The 20,784-nt window shown below is 39.1% G+C and carries 22 protein-coding genes and 3 other annotated features; of the genes, 4 read left to right on the top strand and 18 right to left on the bottom strand.

Going from position 1 to position 20,784, the window contains the following annotated elements:
* Window positions 1-251: 251 nt before the first annotated feature.
* Window positions 252-425, bottom strand: a complete 174-nt coding sequence (locus ACOZIR_RS09435) for a hypothetical protein (protein ID WP_013057683.1) — start codon at window positions 423-425, stop codon at window positions 252-254.
* Window positions 426-518: 93 nt separating this feature from the next.
* Window positions 519-800 carry a hypothetical protein gene (locus tag ACOZIR_RS09430; protein WP_013057684.1) on the bottom strand — a complete coding sequence of 94 codons (282 nt, stop codon included), beginning with the start codon at window positions 798-800 and terminating at the stop codon, window positions 519-521.
* Window positions 801-992: 192 nt separating this feature from the next.
* Between ACOZIR_RS09430 and ACOZIR_RS09425 the strand changes: the two genes are divergently transcribed.
* Window positions 993-1,445, top strand: a complete 453-nt coding sequence (locus ACOZIR_RS09425) for a Dps family protein (RefSeq protein WP_045294899.1) — start codon at window positions 993-995, stop codon at window positions 1,443-1,445.
* A gap of 22 nt (window positions 1,446-1,467) precedes the next feature.
* Here ACOZIR_RS09425 and ACOZIR_RS09420 read toward each other — a convergent pair whose 3' ends face one another.
* Window positions 1,468-2,019, bottom strand: coding sequence for a hypothetical protein (locus tag ACOZIR_RS09420; protein ID WP_045294898.1), 552 nt, complete (start codon window positions 2,017-2,019; stop codon window positions 1,468-1,470).
* A gap of 208 nt (window positions 2,020-2,227) precedes the next feature.
* Here ACOZIR_RS09420 and ACOZIR_RS09415 point away from each other — a divergent pair, with 208 nt between their 5' ends.
* Both ACOZIR_RS09415 and ACOZIR_RS09410 read left to right on the top strand, forming a co-directional pair.
* Window positions 2,228-2,860: a spore coat protein gene (locus tag ACOZIR_RS09415; RefSeq protein ID WP_415382437.1), complete on the top strand. Its 633-nt coding sequence runs from the start codon at window positions 2,228-2,230 to the stop codon at window positions 2,858-2,860.
* A gap of 555 nt (window positions 2,861-3,415) precedes the next feature.
* Window positions 3,416-4,741, top strand: coding sequence for a hemolysin family protein (locus tag ACOZIR_RS09410; RefSeq protein WP_340141944.1), 1,326 nt, complete (start codon window positions 3,416-3,418; stop codon window positions 4,739-4,741).
* Between the two features lie 29 nt (window positions 4,742-4,770).
* Here ACOZIR_RS09410 and ACOZIR_RS09405 read toward each other — a convergent pair whose 3' ends face one another.
* From ACOZIR_RS09405 to ACOZIR_RS09385, 5 genes are all read right to left on the bottom strand, one after another.
* Window positions 4,771-5,724, bottom strand: coding sequence for a sporulation protein (locus ACOZIR_RS09405; protein ID WP_045294892.1), 954 nt, complete (start codon window positions 5,722-5,724; stop codon window positions 4,771-4,773).
* Between the two features lie 57 nt (window positions 5,725-5,781).
* Window positions 5,782-6,156 carry a hypothetical protein gene (locus ACOZIR_RS09400; protein WP_340141943.1) on the bottom strand — a complete coding sequence of 125 codons (375 nt, stop codon included), beginning with the start codon at window positions 6,154-6,156 and terminating at the stop codon, window positions 5,782-5,784.
* A gap of 243 nt (window positions 6,157-6,399) precedes the next feature.
* Window positions 6,400-6,819, bottom strand: a complete 420-nt coding sequence (locus ACOZIR_RS09395) for a CBS domain-containing protein (RefSeq protein ID WP_013057690.1) — start codon at window positions 6,817-6,819, stop codon at window positions 6,400-6,402.
* Window positions 6,820-7,158: 339 nt separating this feature from the next.
* The gene (locus ACOZIR_RS09390; RefSeq protein WP_045294887.1) at window positions 7,159-8,130 is read right to left on the bottom strand and encodes an alpha/beta hydrolase family esterase; all 972 of its coding nucleotides are present in this window, start codon (window positions 8,128-8,130) and stop codon (window positions 7,159-7,161) included.
* A gap of 366 nt (window positions 8,131-8,496) precedes the next feature.
* Window positions 8,497-8,655 (bottom strand): hypothetical protein, encoded by a 159-nt coding sequence (locus ACOZIR_RS09385; RefSeq protein ID WP_160297369.1) that lies wholly within the window; start codon window positions 8,653-8,655, stop codon window positions 8,497-8,499.
* Between the two features lie 127 nt (window positions 8,656-8,782).
* On the opposite strand from ACOZIR_RS09385, the gene ACOZIR_RS09380 reads away from it, so the two are divergent.
* Entirely contained in the window at window positions 8,783-10,327 is a 1,545-nt protein-coding gene (locus tag ACOZIR_RS09380) for an FAD-dependent oxidoreductase (RefSeq protein WP_080890236.1), read from the top strand.
* 42 nt (window positions 10,328-10,369) lie between these two features.
* On the opposite strand, the gene ACOZIR_RS09375 is transcribed toward ACOZIR_RS09380, so the two are convergent.
* The 10 genes from ACOZIR_RS09375 to ACOZIR_RS09330 form a co-directional block, all read right to left on the bottom strand.
* The gene (locus ACOZIR_RS09375) at window positions 10,370-10,615 is read right to left on the bottom strand and encodes a hypothetical protein (RefSeq protein WP_013057694.1); all 246 of its coding nucleotides are present in this window, start codon (window positions 10,613-10,615) and stop codon (window positions 10,370-10,372) included.
* A gap of 141 nt (window positions 10,616-10,756) precedes the next feature.
* Complete coding sequence (aroA, locus tag ACOZIR_RS09370) at window positions 10,757-12,028, bottom strand: 3-phosphoshikimate 1-carboxyvinyltransferase (protein WP_045294882.1); 1,272 nt, start codon at window positions 12,026-12,028, stop codon at window positions 10,757-10,759.
* A 15-nt stretch (window positions 12,029-12,043) separates the two neighbouring features.
* The gene (locus tag ACOZIR_RS09365) at window positions 12,044-12,901 is read right to left on the bottom strand and encodes a prephenate dehydrogenase (RefSeq protein ID WP_045294881.1); all 858 of its coding nucleotides are present in this window, start codon (window positions 12,899-12,901) and stop codon (window positions 12,044-12,046) included.
* Window positions 12,902-12,921: 20 nt separating this feature from the next.
* A complete protein-coding gene (gene aroC / locus ACOZIR_RS09360; RefSeq protein ID WP_045294879.1) occupies window positions 12,922-14,088 on the bottom strand; it encodes a chorismate synthase in 1,167 nt (388 codons plus the stop codon).
* Window positions 14,089-14,137: 49 nt separating this feature from the next.
* Window positions 14,138-14,338: a binding site (T-box leader), on the bottom strand.
* A 6-nt stretch (window positions 14,339-14,344) separates the two neighbouring features.
* On the bottom strand, window positions 14,345-15,418 hold the full coding sequence (locus tag ACOZIR_RS09355; RefSeq protein ID WP_013057698.1) for a bifunctional 3-deoxy-7-phosphoheptulonate synthase/chorismate mutase: 1,074 nt from the start codon (window positions 15,416-15,418) through the stop codon (window positions 14,345-14,347).
* A gap of 126 nt (window positions 15,419-15,544) precedes the next feature.
* Window positions 15,545-15,750, bottom strand: a binding site (T-box leader).
* Between the two features lie 70 nt (window positions 15,751-15,820).
* Window positions 15,821-16,026: a binding site (T-box leader), on the bottom strand.
* 199 nt (window positions 16,027-16,225) lie between these two features.
* Entirely contained in the window at window positions 16,226-16,684 is a 459-nt protein-coding gene (locus tag ACOZIR_RS09350; RefSeq protein ID WP_328120640.1) for a GNAT family N-acetyltransferase, read from the bottom strand.
* A 59-nt stretch (window positions 16,685-16,743) separates the two neighbouring features.
* Complete coding sequence (locus tag ACOZIR_RS09345; RefSeq protein ID WP_045294875.1) at window positions 16,744-17,274, bottom strand: chromate transporter; 531 nt, start codon at window positions 17,272-17,274, stop codon at window positions 16,744-16,746.
* Complete coding sequence (locus ACOZIR_RS09340; protein ID WP_045294874.1) at window positions 17,271-17,855, bottom strand: chromate transporter; 585 nt, start codon at window positions 17,853-17,855, stop codon at window positions 17,271-17,273. Before ACOZIR_RS09340 ends, ACOZIR_RS09345 begins: the two co-directional genes overlap by 4 nt.
* 24 nt (window positions 17,856-17,879) lie before the next feature.
* Window positions 17,880-19,490, bottom strand: coding sequence for a gamma-glutamyltransferase (gene ggt / locus ACOZIR_RS09335; RefSeq protein WP_045294872.1), 1,611 nt, complete (start codon window positions 19,488-19,490; stop codon window positions 17,880-17,882).
* A 43-nt stretch (window positions 19,491-19,533) separates the two neighbouring features.
* Complete coding sequence (locus ACOZIR_RS09330) at window positions 19,534-20,784, bottom strand: pyridoxal-phosphate-dependent aminotransferase family protein (protein ID WP_045294871.1); 1,251 nt, start codon at window positions 20,782-20,784, stop codon at window positions 19,534-19,536.

The raw sequence follows: 20,784 nt of genomic DNA, 5'->3' as shown, positions 1-20,784 counted from the left end.
TTCAATCATACAAACCACTCCTTATGAACATTGTAGGTGAACAAGTACAATTCTATACCTTTACTATATCAGAAAGCGCTTTCATTTAATAGTGACTTACACGTTTTTAGTGCTATATTCATACAGAAAACCGGATTTTAAGTAGATAAAGGGCGATATATAAGAAAATGAATAATTACAAGGTGTAAAAGTATAATAATCTACTAAAAAAAAAGAAACCTTCTTTTGAAGGCTTCTTTTCTAGGTGTTTTTTATTGTTCGCCGCTGCGCTGCAAGCGATTCTCAATAAATAGGCGCTCAACAAATTTATTTAGCTGGGCTTGATACAAACGGCGCTCGTCTAGCGTTTTTGCGTCTTGTATTTGCTGCTTAAAGCGTTTGATTTGCTGTCTCTGTTCAACCGTTACATGATGAGAAAGAAGCATAGGTCCCCCTCCATTTCACTAACGTTTGAATTAAGTAAACCAAGGTTTACCAAAACAAACAACAAACCTGTTAGCTTCTCTTACATAATTTTTTTACTCAGCTTCTTTAGCCCCAACTAATGCTAAACCTGGACCGTACGGCGTTGTATGAACATCTAACATTAATTCATTTGTATAAGGCACAATAGAAGCCTCCATTGCTACTTGTACTCCGTCGACTTCATACATTTCATCATTTTCAAAAGGTTCTTCAAAAGCTAACCCAATATTAGGTATTTCACAGCTAATTCCTTTGAAATACAAGCGAATTCCTGTTATCTCCTGCTCTTCAAGTATATTGTTAATTAATTGTTTTGCTTCTGGTGTAATATGCATGACTAACCCTTCTTCCTTTCAATACTCTTGCTCTATCCTATCATATCTTTAAAATTTTTAAAGAGAATAACTGCAATTCAAAAGCATCCTTATTATTATTTAATAATTATTATAAATAAGCATTGATTTTAATTTGATATTTGATATAATATAAACATAAGATAACAACAACTCATTAGGAGGCTATTAACTATGAATTTAGAAAACGTATTGAACCAACAAATTGCCGATTTTAACGTATTATATACGAAGCTACATCGCTTTCACTGGTATGTAAAAGGGCCTCAATTTTTTACGCTTCATGAAAAATTTGAAGAATTCTATAATGAGACGGCGGACTATATAGATGAATATGCAGAACGATTATTAGCCATTGGAGGAAGCCCAATTGCTACGATGAAGCAATTTTTGCAAGCAGCTACTCTTTCTGAAGATGGAAATGAGCAAACGAGTGAAGAAATGGTAGAAACCTTAATTAATGACTATACGCTACTTGTTAAGAACCTAAAAAATGCAGTTGAAAAAGCTGAAGCAGCACATGATCACGTAACAGCTGACTTATTCATTGGAACAATTGGCAACATTGAAAAACATATTTGGATGCTAAAAGCTGCTTTACCTGTAAAAACATCTGTAAATGCATAAAAAGAGCCTAACCGGCTCTTTTTTACGTTTGTTGATTTCCTTTTTTTTGTTTTTGCAGCCACATAAAAAAAGACATATCATCGTGAATGTCATCTTCTAGCACAGCCTTATACACATGGTCACTCGTATAGTAGCGATTATATCCGCTTTGCTGCTTGAAAAATAAAATACATTCCCGCTTCTTTTCGGTGAGAAGTGATTTTAATAATTCTTGTTTCTCAACTTTGGCCTTCACGATATTTTCTGGAAGCACGGAAATATCAAGCTTCCACTCTTCACCCTGCTGAATCATATACACACTCCACTGATACTTATCTTTTTCATTAGCAAATATCATCTTATAAGGTTGAAAACGCTTTGTAAGCTGATACCCCATGTGAAAAATAGATTCTTCATCCATTTCATCATTTCCTACGTAAAAATTAATGATGCGATTTGTCATGACATTTAACTCCAAACTCTCCCCTGAGAGCGGGCAACCGTATTCTCTTAACAAATTAAATAAACGGTTGGATACCACCAGTTGATTTGCTTCATATTTTAATTCACTTGAGTATGACAGCAGCTCATTCATGTTTTTTGATTCCCCTATCTATAGATCGTGAATTGTTATTGATATTCGCTTTTTTTTTATAAAACCCTTTCATTTTTACCCTTTAATTAACTAACTAGAGGTAAATTAAATTATGTAGAGAAACATTTTATGAATAAATCAAGTTTGAGTATAAAACTTGAAGAAGTTTAAAGACTATAGTCGATACCGATTTTAAGGAGGACTTAGTATGAATAATCACGAAATTCCTACAAACATGCAAACTGGAGCTGTACCCCCCCAATTGAACCATGGAGGGCATGAACTATTTGACGTTCATGAAACACTTGCCGGCTCGATTAATGTAATGGATCAGTTTATGATGTTTAGGCAATATGTAAAAGAACAAGAGCTGCTTGATATTATTGATCGGCAATATCAGTTTATTTTAAATGAATATAATTTAATCGTAGAAGCTTTTTCTACTGGTCAAAAGCCGGCCGGTTCTACACATGTATATAACATGAAGCAGTCTCATACCTTTGTCTATGGCTTAAAGCCTTCGCAGCCTAAAAAGCCGAATCAGTCCGTTGAGGAAATTAATGAAAAAGGAATTTCAGGTCATATGCTGGGTCTAGTCAAGTCTCAAGCATCTCTTTTAACCATGACCGCTTTAGAAATAACAAATCCTGTTGTTCGCCGAATATTCGGAGACAGTGTTCCTAATTGGATTGAAATGGCTTATGAAATTTCTCTTTATCAAAACAAACACCATTATTATCAAGTGCCGCAGCTTGCAAAAGAAGATATGCAGCAAATGATCACAAGTTTTGCAAAAGCTACTGCTTCTCCTCAGATGCCTAATAGCCATAAGCTGCATTAATTAAAAAGAGGATGAGACAAACGTATCTTAGTTAAAAGAAGGTCCGAATGAATTTGATTCTTAATCAAACTCATTCGGATTTCTTTATTGGTATGGTGAATGTAGGTTCCTCTTTAGATTCGATTGATATAGTTGTGTCTCCATCTCTTTTGCGCATATATTTCAGAAAATGACAAAAAACTATGCATTTTGAATTATTTTCTGAATATTTGTAGTATTTTGATTAATTATGTATTATAATACAGTTAACTAATAGAAAGGAGTGAGAGATGCATCATATATACTCGGATTACAGTTAAAGGAGGTGTCATAACACGCTCGCAGTACGTTTGCTAAAAGTCAGTTGAACTGTAGAACCGATATGTGATAGACCATGATGGTAAAGTTAAGATTAATTCCCCTAAATGAACATGTAACATAATAAACTGCTTCTTTTTCTTTTTAAAGATAGAAGCAGTTTTTTTATGTGCGTTTTTCTTTTCCCGATTTAATACATGTTTTCTCCACTTTGGCTAACACTTAAGATATACATTTACATACAAGGTGGTGACTTTAATGATCGCCGTAAAATTACTATTAGTCGCAGTTTTAATTGCATTAACTGCTTTTTTTGTAGCCACAGAATTCGCTATTGTAAAAGTAAGAAGTTCAAAAATCAATCAGCTTCTAGAAGAAGGAAATAAAAAAGCCGTCTCTGCCAAACATGTTATTACACATCTAGATGAATATCTATCCGCTTGTCAGCTTGGTATCACCATCACGGCTCTCGGGCTTGGTTGGCTTGGTGAACCGACGCTAGATCGGCTGCTTCACCCTCTTTTTACTACCTTCCATATGAATGAGCCGCTTGCTGGTATTTTATCTTTTGTCATTGCATTTGTTGTTATTACTTTTTTACATGTTGTCTTAGGAGAATTAGCTCCTAAAACGTTTGCTATTCAAATGGCTGAACAAATTACGCTGAACTTTGCAAAACCGATTATCGTGTTTTACAAACTGATGTATCCGTTCATTAAAATATTAAACGGCTCAGCTCGTATGTTGACCAAGTTTTTTGGTATAACGATGATTTCAGAAAATGAAGCTGCTCATAGTGAAGAAGAGCTTCGTATTTTGTTATCTGAGAGCTTTGAAGGCGGTGAAATCAATCAATCCGAATATCGATATATGAGCAAAATTTTTGATTTTGATGATCGTTTAGCTAGAGAAGTAATGGTCCCTCGTACGGAAATTGTGAGTGCTTCCAAAGACGACGTCGTAGAGGTTTTCTTGCAAATCGCAAATGTCGAAAAATATACGCGCTATCCAATTGTTGAAGATGGGGATAAAGATAAAGTAATCGGTCTCGTTAATATTAAAGAAATTTATAATGATATTGTATTCAACGAAAAAGACGGTACCAATACGTTAGAATCGTATGTCAAGCCTATTTTTAAAGTAATTGAAACCGTACCTATTCATGACTTGCTTGTAAAGATGCAAAAAGAACGCATTCAAATGGCTATTCTTTTTGATGAGTATGGTGGAACCGCAGGGCTTGTCACAGTAGAAGACATTATTGAAGAAATTGTGGGAGAAATTCGAGATGAGTTTGACACAGACGAAATTCCTTATGTACAAAAAATTAAAGACGATCATTATATTCTTGACGGAAAAATGCTCATTAGCCAAGTAAATGATTTACTAGGCACGAATATTAGCGACGAAGAAGTAGATACCATTGCCGGGTGGGTGTTAACCGAAAAGTTTGATGTGGCCAAAAATGATATTATTCAGCATGAGCAATTTTACTTTAAAGTTTTGATTATAGAAGATTTTCACATTAAGTATATAGAAGTAAAAAAAAGAAAGAAGAAAGAAAAAAAGGATGATCATCATTAATCATCCTTTTTATTTATTCAAAATCCCTTTTACCAATCGTCTCCTCCATCAAAAAAATCTCCATCCAACAGATCCTCCCCGGCTTCTTCAATATCTTCTCCGATTTCACCAAGCGCCGAGTCTTCAAACATATCATCCATCAAATTCTCAATGAGAAGCCCTCCTAACATACCGGCTGCAAAGCCTCCCATTGCTCCTCCTAACCCGCTCATACGTGGGTGGTGTGAATGCTGATCATAGTGAGAAGGCTTATAATACTCATAGTCTCGAGGATTTTCCATCATCTCTTCCATCGCTTCTTCCAGCAAACGAGCGATAGTGGATGGATGGCTGAGTTCATCATTGGTAAAAAAGAGTTCGTTTTTTATTTCCCTCTCTCGGCCGAAAGAAGGTAAATCTAGCTCCAATAGCACTCGGATACCTTCTCGTTCAATAGCTACCTCAAACTCAACCTCATTTACATACCCCTTTAAGAAGTCTGTAGGAAAAAATGCAAATTCTTGTTTGTATCCGTTAAATTTTCCTGAATGATGTTTTTCTCTAAACCCAAGTGCTTCAAATCCCTCTACTAGCTGATATAAGCTTGTTGGAGCTTTAATGCGCACAGGGTCCCGGTCTGTTGAGTCAACTCCCCCTTCAATATCTAAGTGTGTCTTAAAGAAATAGCTAACGTTGCTCGCAGAGATTGGAAGATCCAAAGGTAAATGATATGTAAATGGAATTTCCTTTTTCTCTCCCTCATTAATTGTAAATGAAGAAGCTGCGCGCAGGCTTTCCACACGGTGTGTATGCATTTGACCGCTTTTCATTTGAACTTCAAGCCAAAATTCAACATCAATTAAATTAATATGTTGCTGAACGTTTCCACCTTGAATGACAATAGCTCCTTCAATTACATGACCGAGCGTATAAGCCGTTTCATTTAATCGTAAATCCACTTTGGCAGCTCCAACTCCAATTTTAGCAAACATTTTTTTAAACATTTTTTTCCTCCTCCAAAATGCTCTTACTATATATACGAAGTATACCGTTTATAAGTTTCAACTTACAAAAAAAGAACTCAATTTCTTGAGTTCTTTCTGTTGCTTCAAAGCTCCGGTATTAAAAAACCCAGCCCCAGCAGCAGTTACGTCTTTTGCAGCAATGACGTTTTTTACAACCGTCGTGATGTCCGCCGTGATGTCCGCCACTGTGGTTACCATCGTGATGCCCTCCATCGTGGTTGCCGCCATGACTCCCGCCGTGGTTGCCGCCATGACCCCCACCGTGGTTACCGCCATGATCGCTACCGTGACCCCCGCCATGATGACATTTTTTATGACCTGAACGATGATCATCATCATGTTTAGGACAATGATCGTTATGCTTATAATCGTTATGACAGCATTTTCCTTCGTGGCTACTTCTTGGATCATAACCAGAAGTTTTGTAATAATACTGATTAGAACACCAGCAACACTTCTTTTTGTTGTTGTAACTCACATAAACCATCCTTATCTATAAATAAGATTTATATAGGCAATTTTATACCTATATATAAATAGATTATGTAAACTAGTACAAGGAAGTGCATTGCTGTGGGCCATGACCTACGCCTGTTTTTAGGAATATGTACGGGGGAGATAAGACAAGAAAAAAAGCCATCTAGAGACGGCTTTTTATATTTGATTTTTCACTTTGCTTGCGCTTTCTGCATAAAACTCTAGAATTTCTCTTCTTCTCACAATTCCAATAAATACGCCTTGATCATCCGTTACAGGCACAAAGTTTTGGTCAATTGCCTTTGAAAGGATGTTTTGAACTTCATCATATATAGCAACTGGGTTATAATCTTGATAGCGGTCAATCTCTGTTAATTTAATATTTTCCGTATCTTGAAAGCGATAGTCTCCTAGGCTTTTTAACTTCCAAAGAAGATCTCCTTCAGTAAGAACGCCCACATATTTACCATCATCGTCAACCAGCGGAACTGTAGAATAGCGATGATACTCCATTTTTTCAAGAGCCTGTCTTAATGTAGATTGAATATTTAATGTTACAACATCACTTTTTGGTACTAAGAAAAATGCAATATTCATTTTTTAATCTCCTTTTCCTTACCCGCTCATCTTTCAATTTCTATTTATTTGTTCAGTTTTCGGCTTATTTTAATGTTTTAATCATACAAAATGCAGCTCGCAGTTATCTTACATTTACAACTATAAGCTGTCAATCCTAAGCTATGTAATTTTGGCTTCATATTTCTTTATTACAGTACCCGTTTTCTAAATAATCAAATCCTAATTTTTAGAAAAAACCGTCTAGTTAAAATGATTGCTCCTGCAGCTGCTTCTTTATACTAATAAGGGCCGGAAGAGCTACTTTCAGCTCTTCTTCTCTGCGATAAGAACGCAACTGAACCTCATTATATGCTCTATTTATACTTTTTGACTCATGAAAAAATCCCACATGATTCGGCTAGCATTGGGGCCTTTAGGATCCGTATAGCTGCCCGCTGAATTCCCTCCTGACCATGCATGCCCCATTCCATTGATAATATATTTATCAATAGCCAATTCTCCCTTACTGCTTTCGTAGCGATATGTTGTATAATCCCGTCCAAAGAGAATTTTTTCCTCTCTCGTTTTAACCGGGCTATTCTGAATCCATCCATCTATTTTTCCGTTATAAGCAAGATTATTCGTTGTAATCCACTGGTGAACCACTTGATCTGCATTGGCTACATTTACCGTCGAATCGGCGTTACCATGAAATACAATGAGCGGCAGTGGCTTTGCCCGTTTTCCCATTTGCTGATAAGCAATTCTTCCTTGTTTAACGGGGGAAGGACCTTTACTGGCCATGACGGAATACGCATTAAATACGTTGAGAGCCGCCTGATATTCGATACCTGCTGACACACCTATTCCAGCAAACAGTTCTGGATACGTTACCCCCATAACGATGCTCATGGCTCCTCCTGCTGACAGACCGGCAATAAACACTTTATTTTTCTGAATAAAGTGCATGTTTTGGACTTTTTTTACAATCCCTGCAATAATAGCTGGCTCGCCAAATCCTCTAATTTGATGAAGCGGTTCAAACCAGTTCCAGCACTTATTCATATTTGAGTTAGAAGACTGCTGTGGATATACGACAATAAATTCCTTTTCGTCGGCGAGCTCGTTCATTTGCGTGCCTATCGCAAAATCATCTGCATTTTGTGTACATCCATGCAGCATAACCATTAGTGGATAAGATTTTAAAATATGATAGGATTTAGGTAAATAAACCTTGAATTTTTTTCCTTTATGAGTATATGTTTTAAATGATTCAGATGACGCTTCTTGTTGTTCACTTGAAGACACGAGCGTTGACGTATTTATAACATTAGGTAGTGAACCCAACATGGTACCCCTCCTCTTTTTGTCAACGTTTACATTTTTCTTCCCAATTACGTCCTGTATTACAATACTACATATTATTTCGTTTTTTTGCACGTGCTACATACTCTAAGAGTACAACTTGTTTTGGTTTTAAGCCGTTTTTTATATTCTTTAAAATTGGGATTTTTTTGCTATATATATACTTTATTACTATATATGAAAATTGTCACTATAATCATGAAAAAAGGACAAACATGCCGTTTGCCCTTTTATTTGGACCTTGATATTTAAATACCTTTTGCCGAATTAAGCATCTATACTTTTATTATATGATGCTCCCTATCATTTATATGAATTTATTGCTCTGCATGTTTAAATCTGTAACCTTTATTATTTCATGTTCTGCTTTTTATTCACCAATTCTATCAAAGCAAATGGCAAAGTGCAGATGCGGAAGCCATGTTGAAAAAGAAGGATCTTGAAGAGCAAATGTTTTGGTTTAACTTCTTCTTCGTTCGCGACAATCATACAAAGGCTGATTGTAATCACTCTTTTCTCCTCCTTTTGTTTAAATAGGTATAGCAAAGAGATGCTATTAGAGTAGATTCCTTTATTTTGTATACATTTTTTAGAAAACTATGGTAAAAATAAGACTTATCATATGGAGGTGAATAAATTGGCAAATATCCCAAAGGATACTGAGCCCTACTGGCGCGATCATTTAAAGTTTCCAACATACCCATCTCTTTCAGAAAATCGAAAAGTTGATGTTGTAGTAGTAGGAGGCGGTATTAGCGGTATTACAACGGCTTATTTATTACAAAAAGAAGGACTGAACGTGGCGTTAATTGAAGCTGATAATATTTTAAATGGGACAACCGGTCACACAACAGCAAAGATTACAGCTCAGCATGACGTTATCTACGATGAGCTGCTTTCACACATTGGCGAAGAAAAAACGCTGCTGTATTATAAAGCAAACGAACAAGCCTTGCAGTTTATGAAAAACTTAATTCAAACGGAAAACATTGACTGTGATTTTTCAGTACAAGATGCTTACTTATACGGAGAAACGCTGGAGTTTGATCATCGAGTTCGCAAAGAATTTCGAGCCTATCAGCGATTACATATTCCATGTGAATTTGCAACAGAGCTTCCTTTTAGTTTTGATATTAGGGCAGCAGCTATTATGAAAGATCAAGCTCAGTTTCATCCGTTAAAATATCTGCTTCATTTAGTAAAAAAATTCACAGAAAGCGGCGGATTGATTTTTGAGAACACCGTAGCAACGGATGTAGAAGAAAGCACGTCGCCCACGGTCGTCACAAGAGACGGACATCGAATTTCTTGCAAATATGTAGTGGCATGTTCACACTTTCCCTTTTATGATGGAGCGGGCTTTTACTATACGCGCATGTATGCTAAACGTTCGTATGTGTTAGCAGCAAAAGTTGAACAAGCTTACCCTGGAGGCATGTATTTAAGTGCTGATCAGCCTACTCATTCACTGCGTTCAACAAAAGTTGACGGAGAAGAACTCATCTTAATTGGTGGAGAAGGCCACAAAGCTGGACAAGGAATTAATACTATGTTCCACTATGAGTCCCTTCAGAGGTTTGCTGAAGAAAATTTTACTGTTCAACATTTTCGTTACAAATGGTCTGCACAAGATTTATTTACGCTTGATAAAATTCCATATATCGGTCCCATTAAAGAAAGCAAGCCAAATATCTTTATTGCTACCGGATTTAAAAAATGGGGAATGACTCATAGCACCATTGCAGCACATATTATTCGAGATGCAATAACAGGAAAAGACAACCCCTATGCAGAGTTATATAATCCGTCTCGTTTTTATGCGGACCCTAGCCTTAAGCATTTCTTTCGTCAAAATCTTGATGTGGCTGAACATTTTATTACCGGTAAGTTTTCCATGCCTGAAAAAGGACTGGATCAGCTTCAAAATGATGAAGGGTCAGTTGTATATGTAAACAGCAAACGTACGGGGGCTTACAAAGATCCTCAAGGGAAGCTTCACTGCGTCGATACTACATGCACGCACTTAGGGTGTGAAGTAAATTGGAACGCCGGTGACCGCACATGGGACTGCCCTTGTCACGGTTCTCGTTTCTCTTACGACGGATCTGTGGTAGAAGGCCCTGCTAAAAAGCCGCTCACACCAGTGGATGTCGATTCAAGCGATAAAAAAAGCACGCCGTAGGGCATGCTTTTTTTATCATTATCAATGGATTCACATTTGAGTTTACTCTTTACATCCTTCTTTTCTAAAGTATCGATTATACACTAAAACCATTGCATAAATGACTAAAAAAGAAAACGTAAAGATAATTAACCTTCCAGATTCAGGGACATGATCAAGATAGTCTGTTTCAAAAAACATAACAAACATCAAAAATGGCAATAGAAACAAAAACCAAATAAAATCTCGATCCATAAACATTTTTATAAAAAATAAAATGGCCCCGATGTAGACAATCATCAAAAACATAATCATTCACCAAATTCTATTTAATACTAGAGGTGTTGTAATGATTATATCGGATTTCTCCGGCGAAATATAGAGTCATTGGTTTTAATTTTATAAATTCCTCACAACTTTCAAACTGCTATTTTAACATAATAAGGGAATTTACTGCTGTAAAGACTCTAGATGAGCAAAAAACTGCGGGTACGAAACGGATACCGCATCACGATTTTCAATAATTGTTTCTCCTTCTGCAATACAAGAGGCAACAGCGAGCATCATGCCGATACGGTGATCTCCGTGGCTGTTTACATTTGCCCCATGAAGTTTTGTACCTCCGTGAATAATCATTCCATCTTCTGTTGCTTCAATGTTAGCTCCCATTTTGGTTAACTCATTCACTACCGTATCAATACGGTTTGTTTCTTTGACTTTTAACTCTGCAGCATCTTTAATAACTGTAATCCCTTCTGCTTGTGTGGCAGCTAGTGCAATAATTGGGATTTCGTCAATTAGGCGTGGAATTAAGTCTCCGCCTACTTCCGTACCTTTTAAGTGAGAAGCTTCTACAACTAAATCTGCATAGGGTTCCGCTGTTTCTTTTGTTTCTTTGACTGTCTCGATCGAAGCGCCCATATTTGAAAGCACATCTAAAATACCCGTTCGAGTCGGATTCATCCCAACTTTTTGAATTTCAATGCGGCTGTTTGCAATAATAGCCCCGGCTACTAAAAAGAATGCAGCTGACGAAATATCACCAGGCACTTCTACATGCGTTCCTTTTAACGTTTGACCGCCTTCAATTGAAACGGTTAAGCCTTCTTCGTCCACTTTAACTCCAAACGCCTCTAGCATACGTTCTGTATGATCACGCGATTTCGCCGGTTCCGTTACAGAAGTTGTTCCTTCTGCCTGCAGTCCAGCAAGTAAAATAGCTGATTTTACTTGTGCGCTTGCAACAGGAGATGTATAGTGCATACCTTTTGCTTTACCACCTCTAATAACAAGCGGCGTAAAATTAGCGTCTTCTCGGCCATCTAAATGAATATTCATATCACGCAGCGGACCGGTCACACGCTTCATGGGACGTTTGGCAATGGATTCGTCTCCAATTAACGTTGAATGAAAAGGTGTATTTGCTAAAATGCCCATCATGAGGCGAATCGTGGTGCCCGAATTTCCGACATCTAAAATATCAGATGGCTCTTTTAGAGCTTGTAGACCTTTTCCTTTTACCACAACGCTTTGTTCATCAATCATTTGAATATCTACACCTAGTTTTTGAAAGCAGGAAATGGTGCTAAGGCAATCATCTCCTGGCAAAAATCCGTTAATTGTTGTTGTTCCTTCTGCGATTGAACCAAACATAACGGAACGGTGAGAAATGGATTTATCTCCTGGAATTTGAATCGTTCCTCGTAAAGCTTTTACTGTCACAATCTGTCTCTCCTTTTATGCGTGAAGCGAATCACGAAATTCTTTGGCATCTGAAAAGTAATCAAATAACTCGTGTCCGTCACCTTTTTCTACTAATAGTTTTACTTGTTCCATTTCTTTCATCCAGTCATCAAGCAATGTTAAAAGCATAGAACGGTTTTGTTTTAATATGTCTCTCCACATATGAGGATTGCTTGAAGCAATTCTGGTAATATCTCGAAAACCGCCTGCCGCCATTTCTGTAACAAGCTGATTATTTGCTGAATATCCTTTGACTTGTCTTACAAGGCTGGTCGCAATCACATGGGGTAAATGACTGACAACTCCAGTGATTTGGTCATGAGTAGCTGCATCAAGCGGTACAAATTGTGCACCTGTAGGCTCTAGCAAATGCATAAGCGCATCTATTTTTTCTTTTTGCTCATTTTCAAACGGCGTTAAAATATAGCGCGCCGAACAAAATAAATCCGCTCGTGCATTGACTGCACCGCTCGTATGAGAACCAGCCATCGGATGCCCGCCAATAAATGAAATACGTTTCTTATTCAGCGCTTGGGCTGCTTTCATAATTTCACCTTTGGTACTTCCGACATCCGTTACGATAACCGTTTCTTTAAGCTTCCAAGTAGAAAGGTCGTGTATCCATGCTGTCGTGTACTCTACTGGAGTAGCAAGCACGATATAATCTGCTTGGGCTGCTTCTGTTTTTATATCTTCAGCTACATAATCAACGATACCTAGCTGGTTGGCTACTTGTACTTCATTTGTATTGATATCAGCTCCAACGACTGTGACGTGACGATGCTTCTTCATAGCTAGCGCTACTGATCCTCCAATAAGGCCGACGCCAATAAGTAATACACGTGTTTTCACCTTTCATTCTCCTCTATTCATTAAAATTGCTTTGCGTATTCTTCATGTTTTTTTACGTTTTCTTGAATTAACTGAATTCGATCTGCCCCAAACTGATCGATAATAGCAGATGCTAGTTCCCAAGCAATCACTGATTCTGCTACAACCGCTGCCGCCGGTACTGCACAGCTGTCTGAGCGTTCAATACTTGCAGCAAATGGCTCTTTTGTATCAATATCTACACTTTGCAGCGGCTTGTATAAGGTAGGAATAGGTTTCATGACACCTCGCACAACAATCGGCATCCCTGTTGTCATGCCTCCTTCTAAACCTCCAGCGTTGTTCGTTTTACGCGTATAGCCGTTTTGTTCATCCCATAGAATTTCATCATGGACTTCACTTCCCGGTCTGCGAGCTGCTTCAAAGCCTACGCCGATTTCAACGCCTTTAAACGCGTTAATGCTCATAATAGCAGCAGCTAGCTTTGAATCTAACTTACGATCATAGTGCACGTAACTTCCTACTGCAGTAGGCATTCCTTCTACTACTACTTCCACTACGCCACCAATGCTGTCTCCATTTTCTTTTGCATCATCGATTGCTTTCATCATTTTCTGTCCCGCTTCTTCATCTAAGCAGCGAACAGGTGACGCTTCTGTTTTTTCCTGAAGTTCTGTCAGTGACTCATATGCCGTTTTTTCAGCTTTCACACCGCCGATTTCAAGTACGTGACACGCAATATTTACGCCTACAGCTTTTAGTACCTGTTTGGCAACTGCGCCTGTGGCTACTCGTACCGTCGTTTCACGAGCAGATGAACGTTCCAATACGTTTCGCATATCTCTGTGACCGTATTTAATCGCTCCATTTAAATCCGCATGACCTGGACGAGGTTTTGTGATTTGTCGCTTTACTTCAGCATCATGATCAACTGGATCAGCACCCATAATATTTCTCCAGTGAGTAAAATCTTTGTTTTCAACGACTAAAGCAATGGGTGAACCAAGCGTTTCACCGTGGCGAACCCCGCCTTTAATCTGAACTTGATCTTTTTCAATCTGCATGCGGCGTCCGCGCCCATGTCCCTTTTGTCTTCTTGCTAAATCTTCATTAATATGTTCGGCTGTTAATTCAAGCCCTGCCGGTACTCCTTCAATAATCGCTGTTAATTGAGGGCCGTGCGATTCTCCTGCTGTTAAATATCTCATATTATCGATTCCTTTCTGTTATAAAAAATAAAAAGACTCGCCCCTACGTCATAGGGACGAGTCTTTCTCGCGATACCACCCTAGTTGCAAACATTGCTTGCCACCTCGAATTGTTAACGATCCGCTGACCGCTCTGTAAAAGAGTACTCCAAGAGTGTAATTCGCTCACATTTTTGTACTGACTTTCACCAACCGTCAGCTCTCTGAGACAGGGAAATGTTTGCTACTAGTTTCTTATCACTGTATCACTATGAAATTAAGATAATTTTACTGCTGCACCTTTTAATTCTTCCATGAATTTGTGGAATTCAGGAATGTTCATTTGCTGTGCTGAATCTGATAGTGCTACTGCTGGGTCTGGATGAACTTCTGCCATTACAGCATCTGCGCCGATAGCAATCGCTGCTTTTGCACATGGTAATAGTAAGTCTTTGCGTCCTGTTGAATGCGTTACGTCTACTACAACTGGTAAATGCGTTTCTTTTTTCAAGATTGGAACAGCTGAGATATCTAATGTGTTGCGTGTTGCACGCTCGTATGTGCGGATACCGCGTTCACAAAGAATAATGTTTCCATTTCCGCGAGACATAATGTATTCAGCAGCGTTAATGAATTCTTCAATTGTTGCTGCCAATCCACGTTTTAAAAGAATTGGTTTGTCTACAGAACCTGCAGCTTTTAATAGCTCGAAGTTTTGCATGTTACGTGCACCAATTTGAATCACATCTACGTAGTCTAGAGCCGTTTCAATATCTTGAGGAGAAACAATTTCACTGATAATTGATAGGCCTAGCTCATCTCCTACTTGACGTAAGATTTTTAACCCTTCCACTCCAAGACCTTGGAAATCGTAAGGTGATGTACGTGGTTTGAACGCTCCGCCGCGCATTAATGTAATGCCTTGTTCTTTAAGCGCTAAGCCCACTTCTTTTACTTGTTCGTAGCTTTCTACTGCACATGGTCCCATTACAAATTCTAAGTTTCCAGGACCTACTTTTGTGCCGTTGATGTCAACGATTGTATCTTCAGATTTCTTTTTGCGAGATACAAGAAGTGCTTTACGGTGATCGTCTTCTTGAAGCTCTAAGCTTGCTTTGAAAATTTCTTTGAAAATATGCTGAATTGTTGAAGCTTCGAATGGTCCATTATGGTTAGCTAAGATTTGATCTAACGATTTACGTTCACGAACTGGATCAAAGCGATTCACACCTTGTGTCCCTTTTACTTTTCCGATTTCTTGTGCGATTTCACCGCGTTTATTTAATAATTCTAAAATTTCTAAATTTATTTCGTCGATTTGTCCTCGTAATTGTTCTAGTGATTTTGTCATTTTAAAAATCCTCCTTTGATTTTATAACCTTGAACGGATCTTCTCGATTAGTTTGTATTGAAAAACCCGTTTTACACCTACACAGCCGCTTATGCGGATATACAAAAAGTCCCTACTGATTGTATCAGTAGGGACGAATTGATCGCGGTACCACCCTAATTGCAAGCATTGCTTGCCTCTTCATTAAGATAACGGCTATTGCCGCTTTTGACTATCGCCAAAAGAAAGCTCCAAGAATGTAATTCGCAATCTCTTTTGTACTGATTCGCACCAACCATCAGCTCTCTGTTACAGGGAAGATTTTGCTACTATGCTCTTTTCATCGCTTGTAATGGATATAAAATTATAATGGACCGAAATACAAAAAGTCCCTACTCACCCTTAAGATTGTTCTTAAGAGTCAGTAGGGACGAAAGTTCGCGGTACCACCCTAGTTGCAAGCGTTTCGCTTGCCTCTTCATTAAAATAACGGCTAGGCCGTCTTTTCCTGCTCGGAAAAGATGCTCAAGGAATGTACTTCGAAAAAATTTTTGTTCTGACTCGCAGCAACCGTCAGCTCTCTGTTACAGGGAAATTTTTTCTACTAGTGCTCCTATCAACGCTCAGTATTGACTATGTATGTGTACTTGGATGATCAGTTCCAATCGTTTGAAACTGTTTGTCGCTTCCAAGTTGTGTGTAATGTTGTGTGATGTTGATTTGTATTATGAATGGTTTTTTTATCTTCGTCAACACTTTTTATTATTTTTTTTATTTTTTAAAAACTATGACTCCTTCAAACCCATCTCTATCAAGAGTTTTGCTGTTTTAATTTTTTTCAAACTTGTATTCCATTTCAGATCCATATTCAATAAATCCATGTTTTTGGTACAAGCTTTTTCCAGCGGAGGAAGCATTTAACCATATTCGGGTTACACCACTTTTTTGGCCGTACTGCATCAAATGCTTTAAAATAGCGGAAGAATAGCCGTGCTTTCGGTGATCAAAAGCTGTATACATGTTCATAACATATGCTTCTTTCCCTTGGAGGTTACCCGGTGAAGGCGGACGTATAAAAAAGACGATGCTTCCTGCTGATACAATTTCTCCATCCGCTTTTAAAATAGCCGTATAGCTATTTGGATTATTTATATTTGCAGTAAAATATTCTTCTGTAGCTTTTTGAAACAGCTCCTCGTTCCCGTTTAATTCTCCGAGTTCTTTCATAAGCAAAATTCGCAAGTTAACCAGATCCTGAACGTTTTCTAACACCGCTTTTTCAACCATCGCTCTCCCTCTTTTCGTCTCTTTTACACAAAAAAACTCTCATCATTTGAGAGCTTCATTCACGCGAGAAAAACAGCTCCGTATACGAGTGCTCCGACAATAACGAACGCTGGATGCACACGTAATTTTTCCAATAAAAGAAAGCTGGCTGCTACTAAAAATAGAGTCTGCCATATACCTGAATCACCGTATGAATTCATAAAAAATTCATACGCCATCAAGCCCAGTAAAATGGCGATAACAGGACGAATGTAGTTCGTCATTTTTTTTACGTTTGGCGAATCTTTATACTTAAATAATATTCGAAGTAAAATAACTAAAAGTAAAACCGACGGAGCAATCGTTGCAAAAAGAGCAACCACCGAGCCTAAAACCCCTGCCTGCTGATATCCGATAAACCCCGCCATTTTTGTCGCAATCGGACCCGGCAGCGCATTTCCAATTGCTAGCATTTCACTAAACTCTTTGACCGTAAGCCAATGGTAGCGATCTACGACTTCTTTTTGAATAAGCGGAATCGACGCAGGTCCGCCTCCATAGCCTAAAATATTTGAAACAAAAAACGCCATAAATAGCTGAATATAAATCATACCGATTCCCTCTTCTGCTTCTGCTCAGCACTTTCGTCTTTTTTTCCTTTTCGTTTTAGCGGAATCCAAGCTGCTGCCATAAGGACAATAATAATGACCGCTGGATGGATATGGGCAAATTCCATTAAACCTAAGCTAATAATGAGTAAGATAATAGCTGGCGTCCATCCTAAACCAGACGTTGATTTTTTAAAAAAGTCCCACGTCATAACTGCGAGCATCACTCCTACTACAGGGACAACTGCTTTTGTCATGCCCATAACCCACGGCTGATCTTTAAATTGCGTTAAAGTTGTTAACAGCAATACCATTAAAAAAACGGTTGGAATGACGGCTGCAAATAAAGCTGTCACGAGACCCAAAATACCGCCGACTCGATAGCCGATGTATCCAGCGAGCTTTGTAGCAATAGGCCCAGGCAGCGTATTGGCAATTGCTAATAAATCGCCAAATTCATCGTCATCCATCCACTTGTACGTATCGACCACTTCTTTTTTAACAAGTGGAATAGCTGACGGTCCTCCTCCGTAGCCGAGCATACCTGAGCGAAAAAACGCTATAAAAATATCCAATTGTCGCATTTCTCGCGCTCCTTTCTCTGTGATCTAATAAGCAACGACGGCTCCGTCTGTTCGCGCTTCTGTACCGCCGTATAATACACCGGTTTGTTCATCTCTTAAAATAATCTGCCCTCTTCCAAACGTATGTCTGCTCGTAGCCACATGAATATCATGCCCTTTGCGTTCTAATGCTTCTACAATATGTGAAGGCATTTCTTTTTCCACAAGAACCTTTTTGTGTTCAATCCACTGCCATCTTGGTGCATCTAAAGCTGCCTGAGGATTTAGATGAAAATCAATCATATTCATGACGACTTGCACATGTCCTTGAGGCTGCATGAATTTGCCCATTACACCGAATGAACCTACAGCACTTTTATTCTTTGTTAAAAATCCAGGAATAATGGTATGATAGGTTCGTTTTCCAGGCTCTAACCGATTATGGTGCTGTGGGTCTAACGAAAAATTATGCCCGCGGTTTTGCAGGCATATGCCCGTATTAGGTACGACAAGCCCTGAGCCAAAATCCATGTAATTACTTTGAATGAATGATACCATGTTTCCTTCTCCATCGGCTGTCGCTAAATAGATCGTGCCGCTATGAGACGGCTGTCCGGCTTCGGGAATAAGCGCTTTTTCACCAATTAGCCCTCTGCGCTTGTTTGCATAAGAATCATTCAATAAGTCTTCAACTGCTACTGTCATTTTATCAGCATCTGTAATGAATTTTTGTCCATCTGCAAACGCTAGCTTCATAGCTTCAATTTGCTTGTGGTATGTATCGACAGAATCTTTGGCATCAAAAGAAAAACCTTTTAGCGTATTTAGAGCTAAAAGCGCAATAAGGCCTTGGCCGTTGGGCGGTATTTCCCACACATCGTATCCTCGGTAAGAAGTTGAAATCGGCTTTACCCACTCTGCTTTAAAAGCTGCTAAATCCTCTTTTGCTAAAAATCCGCCGTGTTTTTTCGAAAAAGCTGCTATTTTATCAGCTAAGTTCCCTCTATAAAAAGATTCTCCATTCGTTTCGGCAATTTCAAGCAGCGTAGCAGCGTGGTCTGGTGACCGCCACATTTCCCCTACCTTAGGAGCAGATCCATTGTTGGTAAATGTCTCAAACCAGTGCTTATATTCGTCACCTTTTAACGCGTGTGTAAATCGTTCAAACGCTCGTTCCCAATTGTACCCTAAAATCGGGGAGATTGGGAACCCTTCTTGTGCATATGAAATAGCGGGCTGCAGCACTTCTTTTAACGATAGCCGGCCAAAGCGTTTTGACAGCTCCGCCCACGCGCTCGGGGCCCCTGGGACCGTAACAGGAACAAAACCGCGAGCCGGCATCTCTGTTATCCCCATGGCATGCAGAGCTTCAATAGAGATAGAAGCAGGAGCAGGACCGCTCGCGTTGAGTCCGTATAGCTCTTCATTTATCCACACAAGAGCAAATGCGTCTCCGCCAATTCCATTTGACGTAGGTTCTACAACCGTTAAACAAGCTGCGGAGGCAATAGCAGCATCTACTGCATTGCCTCCTTTTTTCAACATTTCAAGACCCGCCTGAGCGGCAAGAGGCTGACTGGTTGCTACCATTCCGTTTTTTCCAAACGTGCACGTACGCTGCGATGCATAGGGGTGTGTGAAAAAGTATTCGCTCATAGAAAATCTCCTCTTTTCTTTATATGATGAATAAAACGAATCTTTACAGACTAGACAACGCTACCTCTTCCTCGTAAACTTCTAATGCTGCTTGCAAAGCAGAACCTGCATTCACGCTTGCCCCGTTTCGAATAAGCACTGCTTCAAGACCAGCCAATGTAAAGAGAATGTTGTCTTTCCGGCAGCTGTATCCCATTGTACCGATACGCCATATTTTTCCGTGCATCGGCCCGAAAGAACTTGCGATTTCAATTCCAAATTGTTCAAGAAGCGTCGAACGAACTGCTTCTCCGTCAACTCCAAGCGGAATTAAGACACACGTAACGGTTGGAACTTTTGAATGCTCATCCCCGAATAACGATAATCCCATTGCTTTAATTCCGGCTACAAGTGCTTTTTCGTGAAGACGATGCCTTGCAAATCTTTCTTCTAACCCTTCTTCTAAAATAATGCGCAGTCCTTCTCTTAAAGCATAGAGCATGGACGTTGCTTCCGTGTGATGATTTAGCCTGCGCTCACTCCAATAGTCTTGAAGCTGACTCAAATCAAAATAGTTGCTGATAATATTCGGACGCAGACGAACAGTTTGAGCATCTGCTTTTGTCGCAATTCCTTTTTCAACTTTTTTACGTTCCATGATAATTTTTTCAACACGATCATTGTACGTAATAGGTGCCATACCCGACGGAACAGATAAACATTTTTGTGTACCTGCAATCAATGCGTCAATGTTCCACTCGTCTACTTTTACATCCGTACCGCCGATAGTGGCTACTGCGTCGACGATAAACAAAACATCTTGGTCGCGACATGCAGCACCAATTTCTTTAAGGGGCTGCATTCTTCCTGTAGAGGTTTCACCATGAACCATTGCAACGATTTTTGGGTTTACTTTTTTTATTTCATGGATTACTGTCTCAGGGTCAAACACTTCCCCCCATTCGCATTCAATATTGTGTACCTCAGCTCCGTAGCGCTCGGCAATTTCCGTTAATAAATAGCCGAAGCGGCCGAAAATCGGGACGAATACTTTATCGCCTGGCTCAACTACACTTGCAAGAACTGCTTCAATCCCAGCTCTAGATGTTCCATCAACGGGAAAAGCCCATTTGTTTTTGGTTTGAAATAGTTCACGAAGCATTTCCATCGTTTCGTTCATAATGCGCGTAAATGCGGGGTCAAACTGACCTAAAATAGGTGTTCCTAATGCTCTTAATACGCGTGGATCTGCTTCTACGGGTCCGGGTGTCATAATTGTACGCGGCGGTGTATGAAGCTGTTTTGTGATAGTCAT

It is taken from the genome of Priestia sp. D3YE.R1, assembly GCF_049199565.1.
In the GTDB taxonomy this organism is placed as follows: domain Bacteria; phylum Bacillota; class Bacilli; order Bacillales; family Bacillaceae_H; genus Priestia; species Priestia aryabhattai.
Note: the sequence above shows the minus strand (reverse complement) of the source record. Positions and strands in the feature narration are given on the sequence as shown.

Coding starts and splice junctions, on each gene's coding strand:
- ACOZIR_RS09435 (WP_013057683.1), bottom strand. CDS start 425: ATGCTTCTTTCTCATCATGTAACGGTTGAACAGAGACAGCAAATCAAA.
- ACOZIR_RS09430 (WP_013057684.1), bottom strand. CDS start 800: ATGCATATTACACCAGAAGCAAAACAATTAATTAACAATATACTTGAA.
- ACOZIR_RS09425 (WP_045294899.1), top strand. CDS start 993: ATGAATTTAGAAAACGTATTGAACCAACAAATTGCCGATTTTAACGTA.
- ACOZIR_RS09420 (WP_045294898.1), bottom strand. CDS start 2,019: ATGAATGAGCTGCTGTCATACTCAAGTGAATTAAAATATGAAGCAAAT.
- ACOZIR_RS09415 (WP_415382437.1), top strand. CDS start 2,228: ATGAATAATCACGAAATTCCTACAAACATGCAAACTGGAGCTGTACCC.
- ACOZIR_RS09410 (WP_340141944.1), top strand. CDS start 3,416: ATGATCGCCGTAAAATTACTATTAGTCGCAGTTTTAATTGCATTAACT.
- ACOZIR_RS09405 (WP_045294892.1), bottom strand. CDS start 5,724: ATGTTTAAAAAAATGTTTGCTAAAATTGGAGTTGGAGCTGCCAAAGTG.
- ACOZIR_RS09400 (WP_340141943.1), bottom strand. CDS start 6,156: ATGATCCAAGAAGTAGCCACGAAGGAAAATGCTGTCATAACGATTATA.
- ACOZIR_RS09395 (WP_013057690.1), bottom strand. CDS start 6,819: ATGAATATTGCATTTTTCTTAGTACCAAAAAGTGATGTTGTAACATTA.
- ACOZIR_RS09390 (WP_045294887.1), bottom strand. CDS start 8,130: ATGTTGGGTTCACTACCTAATGTTATAAATACGTCAACGCTCGTGTCT.
- ACOZIR_RS09375 (WP_013057694.1), bottom strand. CDS start 10,615: ATGTTTTTGATGATTGTCTACATCGGGGCCATTTTATTTTTTATAAAA.
- aroC (WP_045294879.1), bottom strand. CDS start 14,088: ATGAGATATTTAACAGCAGGAGAATCGCACGGCCCTCAATTAACAGCG.
- ACOZIR_RS09355 (WP_013057698.1), bottom strand. CDS start 15,418: ATGACAAAATCACTAGAACAATTACGAGGACAAATCGACGAAATAAAT.
- ACOZIR_RS09350 (WP_328120640.1), bottom strand. CDS start 16,684: ATGGTTGAAAAAGCGGTGTTAGAAAACGTTCAGGATCTGGTTAACTTG.
- ACOZIR_RS09345 (WP_045294875.1), bottom strand. CDS start 17,274: ATGATTTATATTCAGCTATTTATGGCGTTTTTTGTTTCAAATATTTTA.
- ACOZIR_RS09340 (WP_045294874.1), bottom strand. CDS start 17,855: ATGCGACAATTGGATATTTTTATAGCGTTTTTTCGCTCAGGTATGCTC.
- ggt (WP_045294872.1), bottom strand. CDS start 19,490: ATGAGCGAATACTTTTTCACACACCCCTATGCATCGCAGCGTACGTGC.
- ACOZIR_RS09330 (WP_045294871.1), bottom strand. CDS start 20,784: ATGACTATCACAAAACAGCTTCATACACCGCCGCGTACAATTATGACA.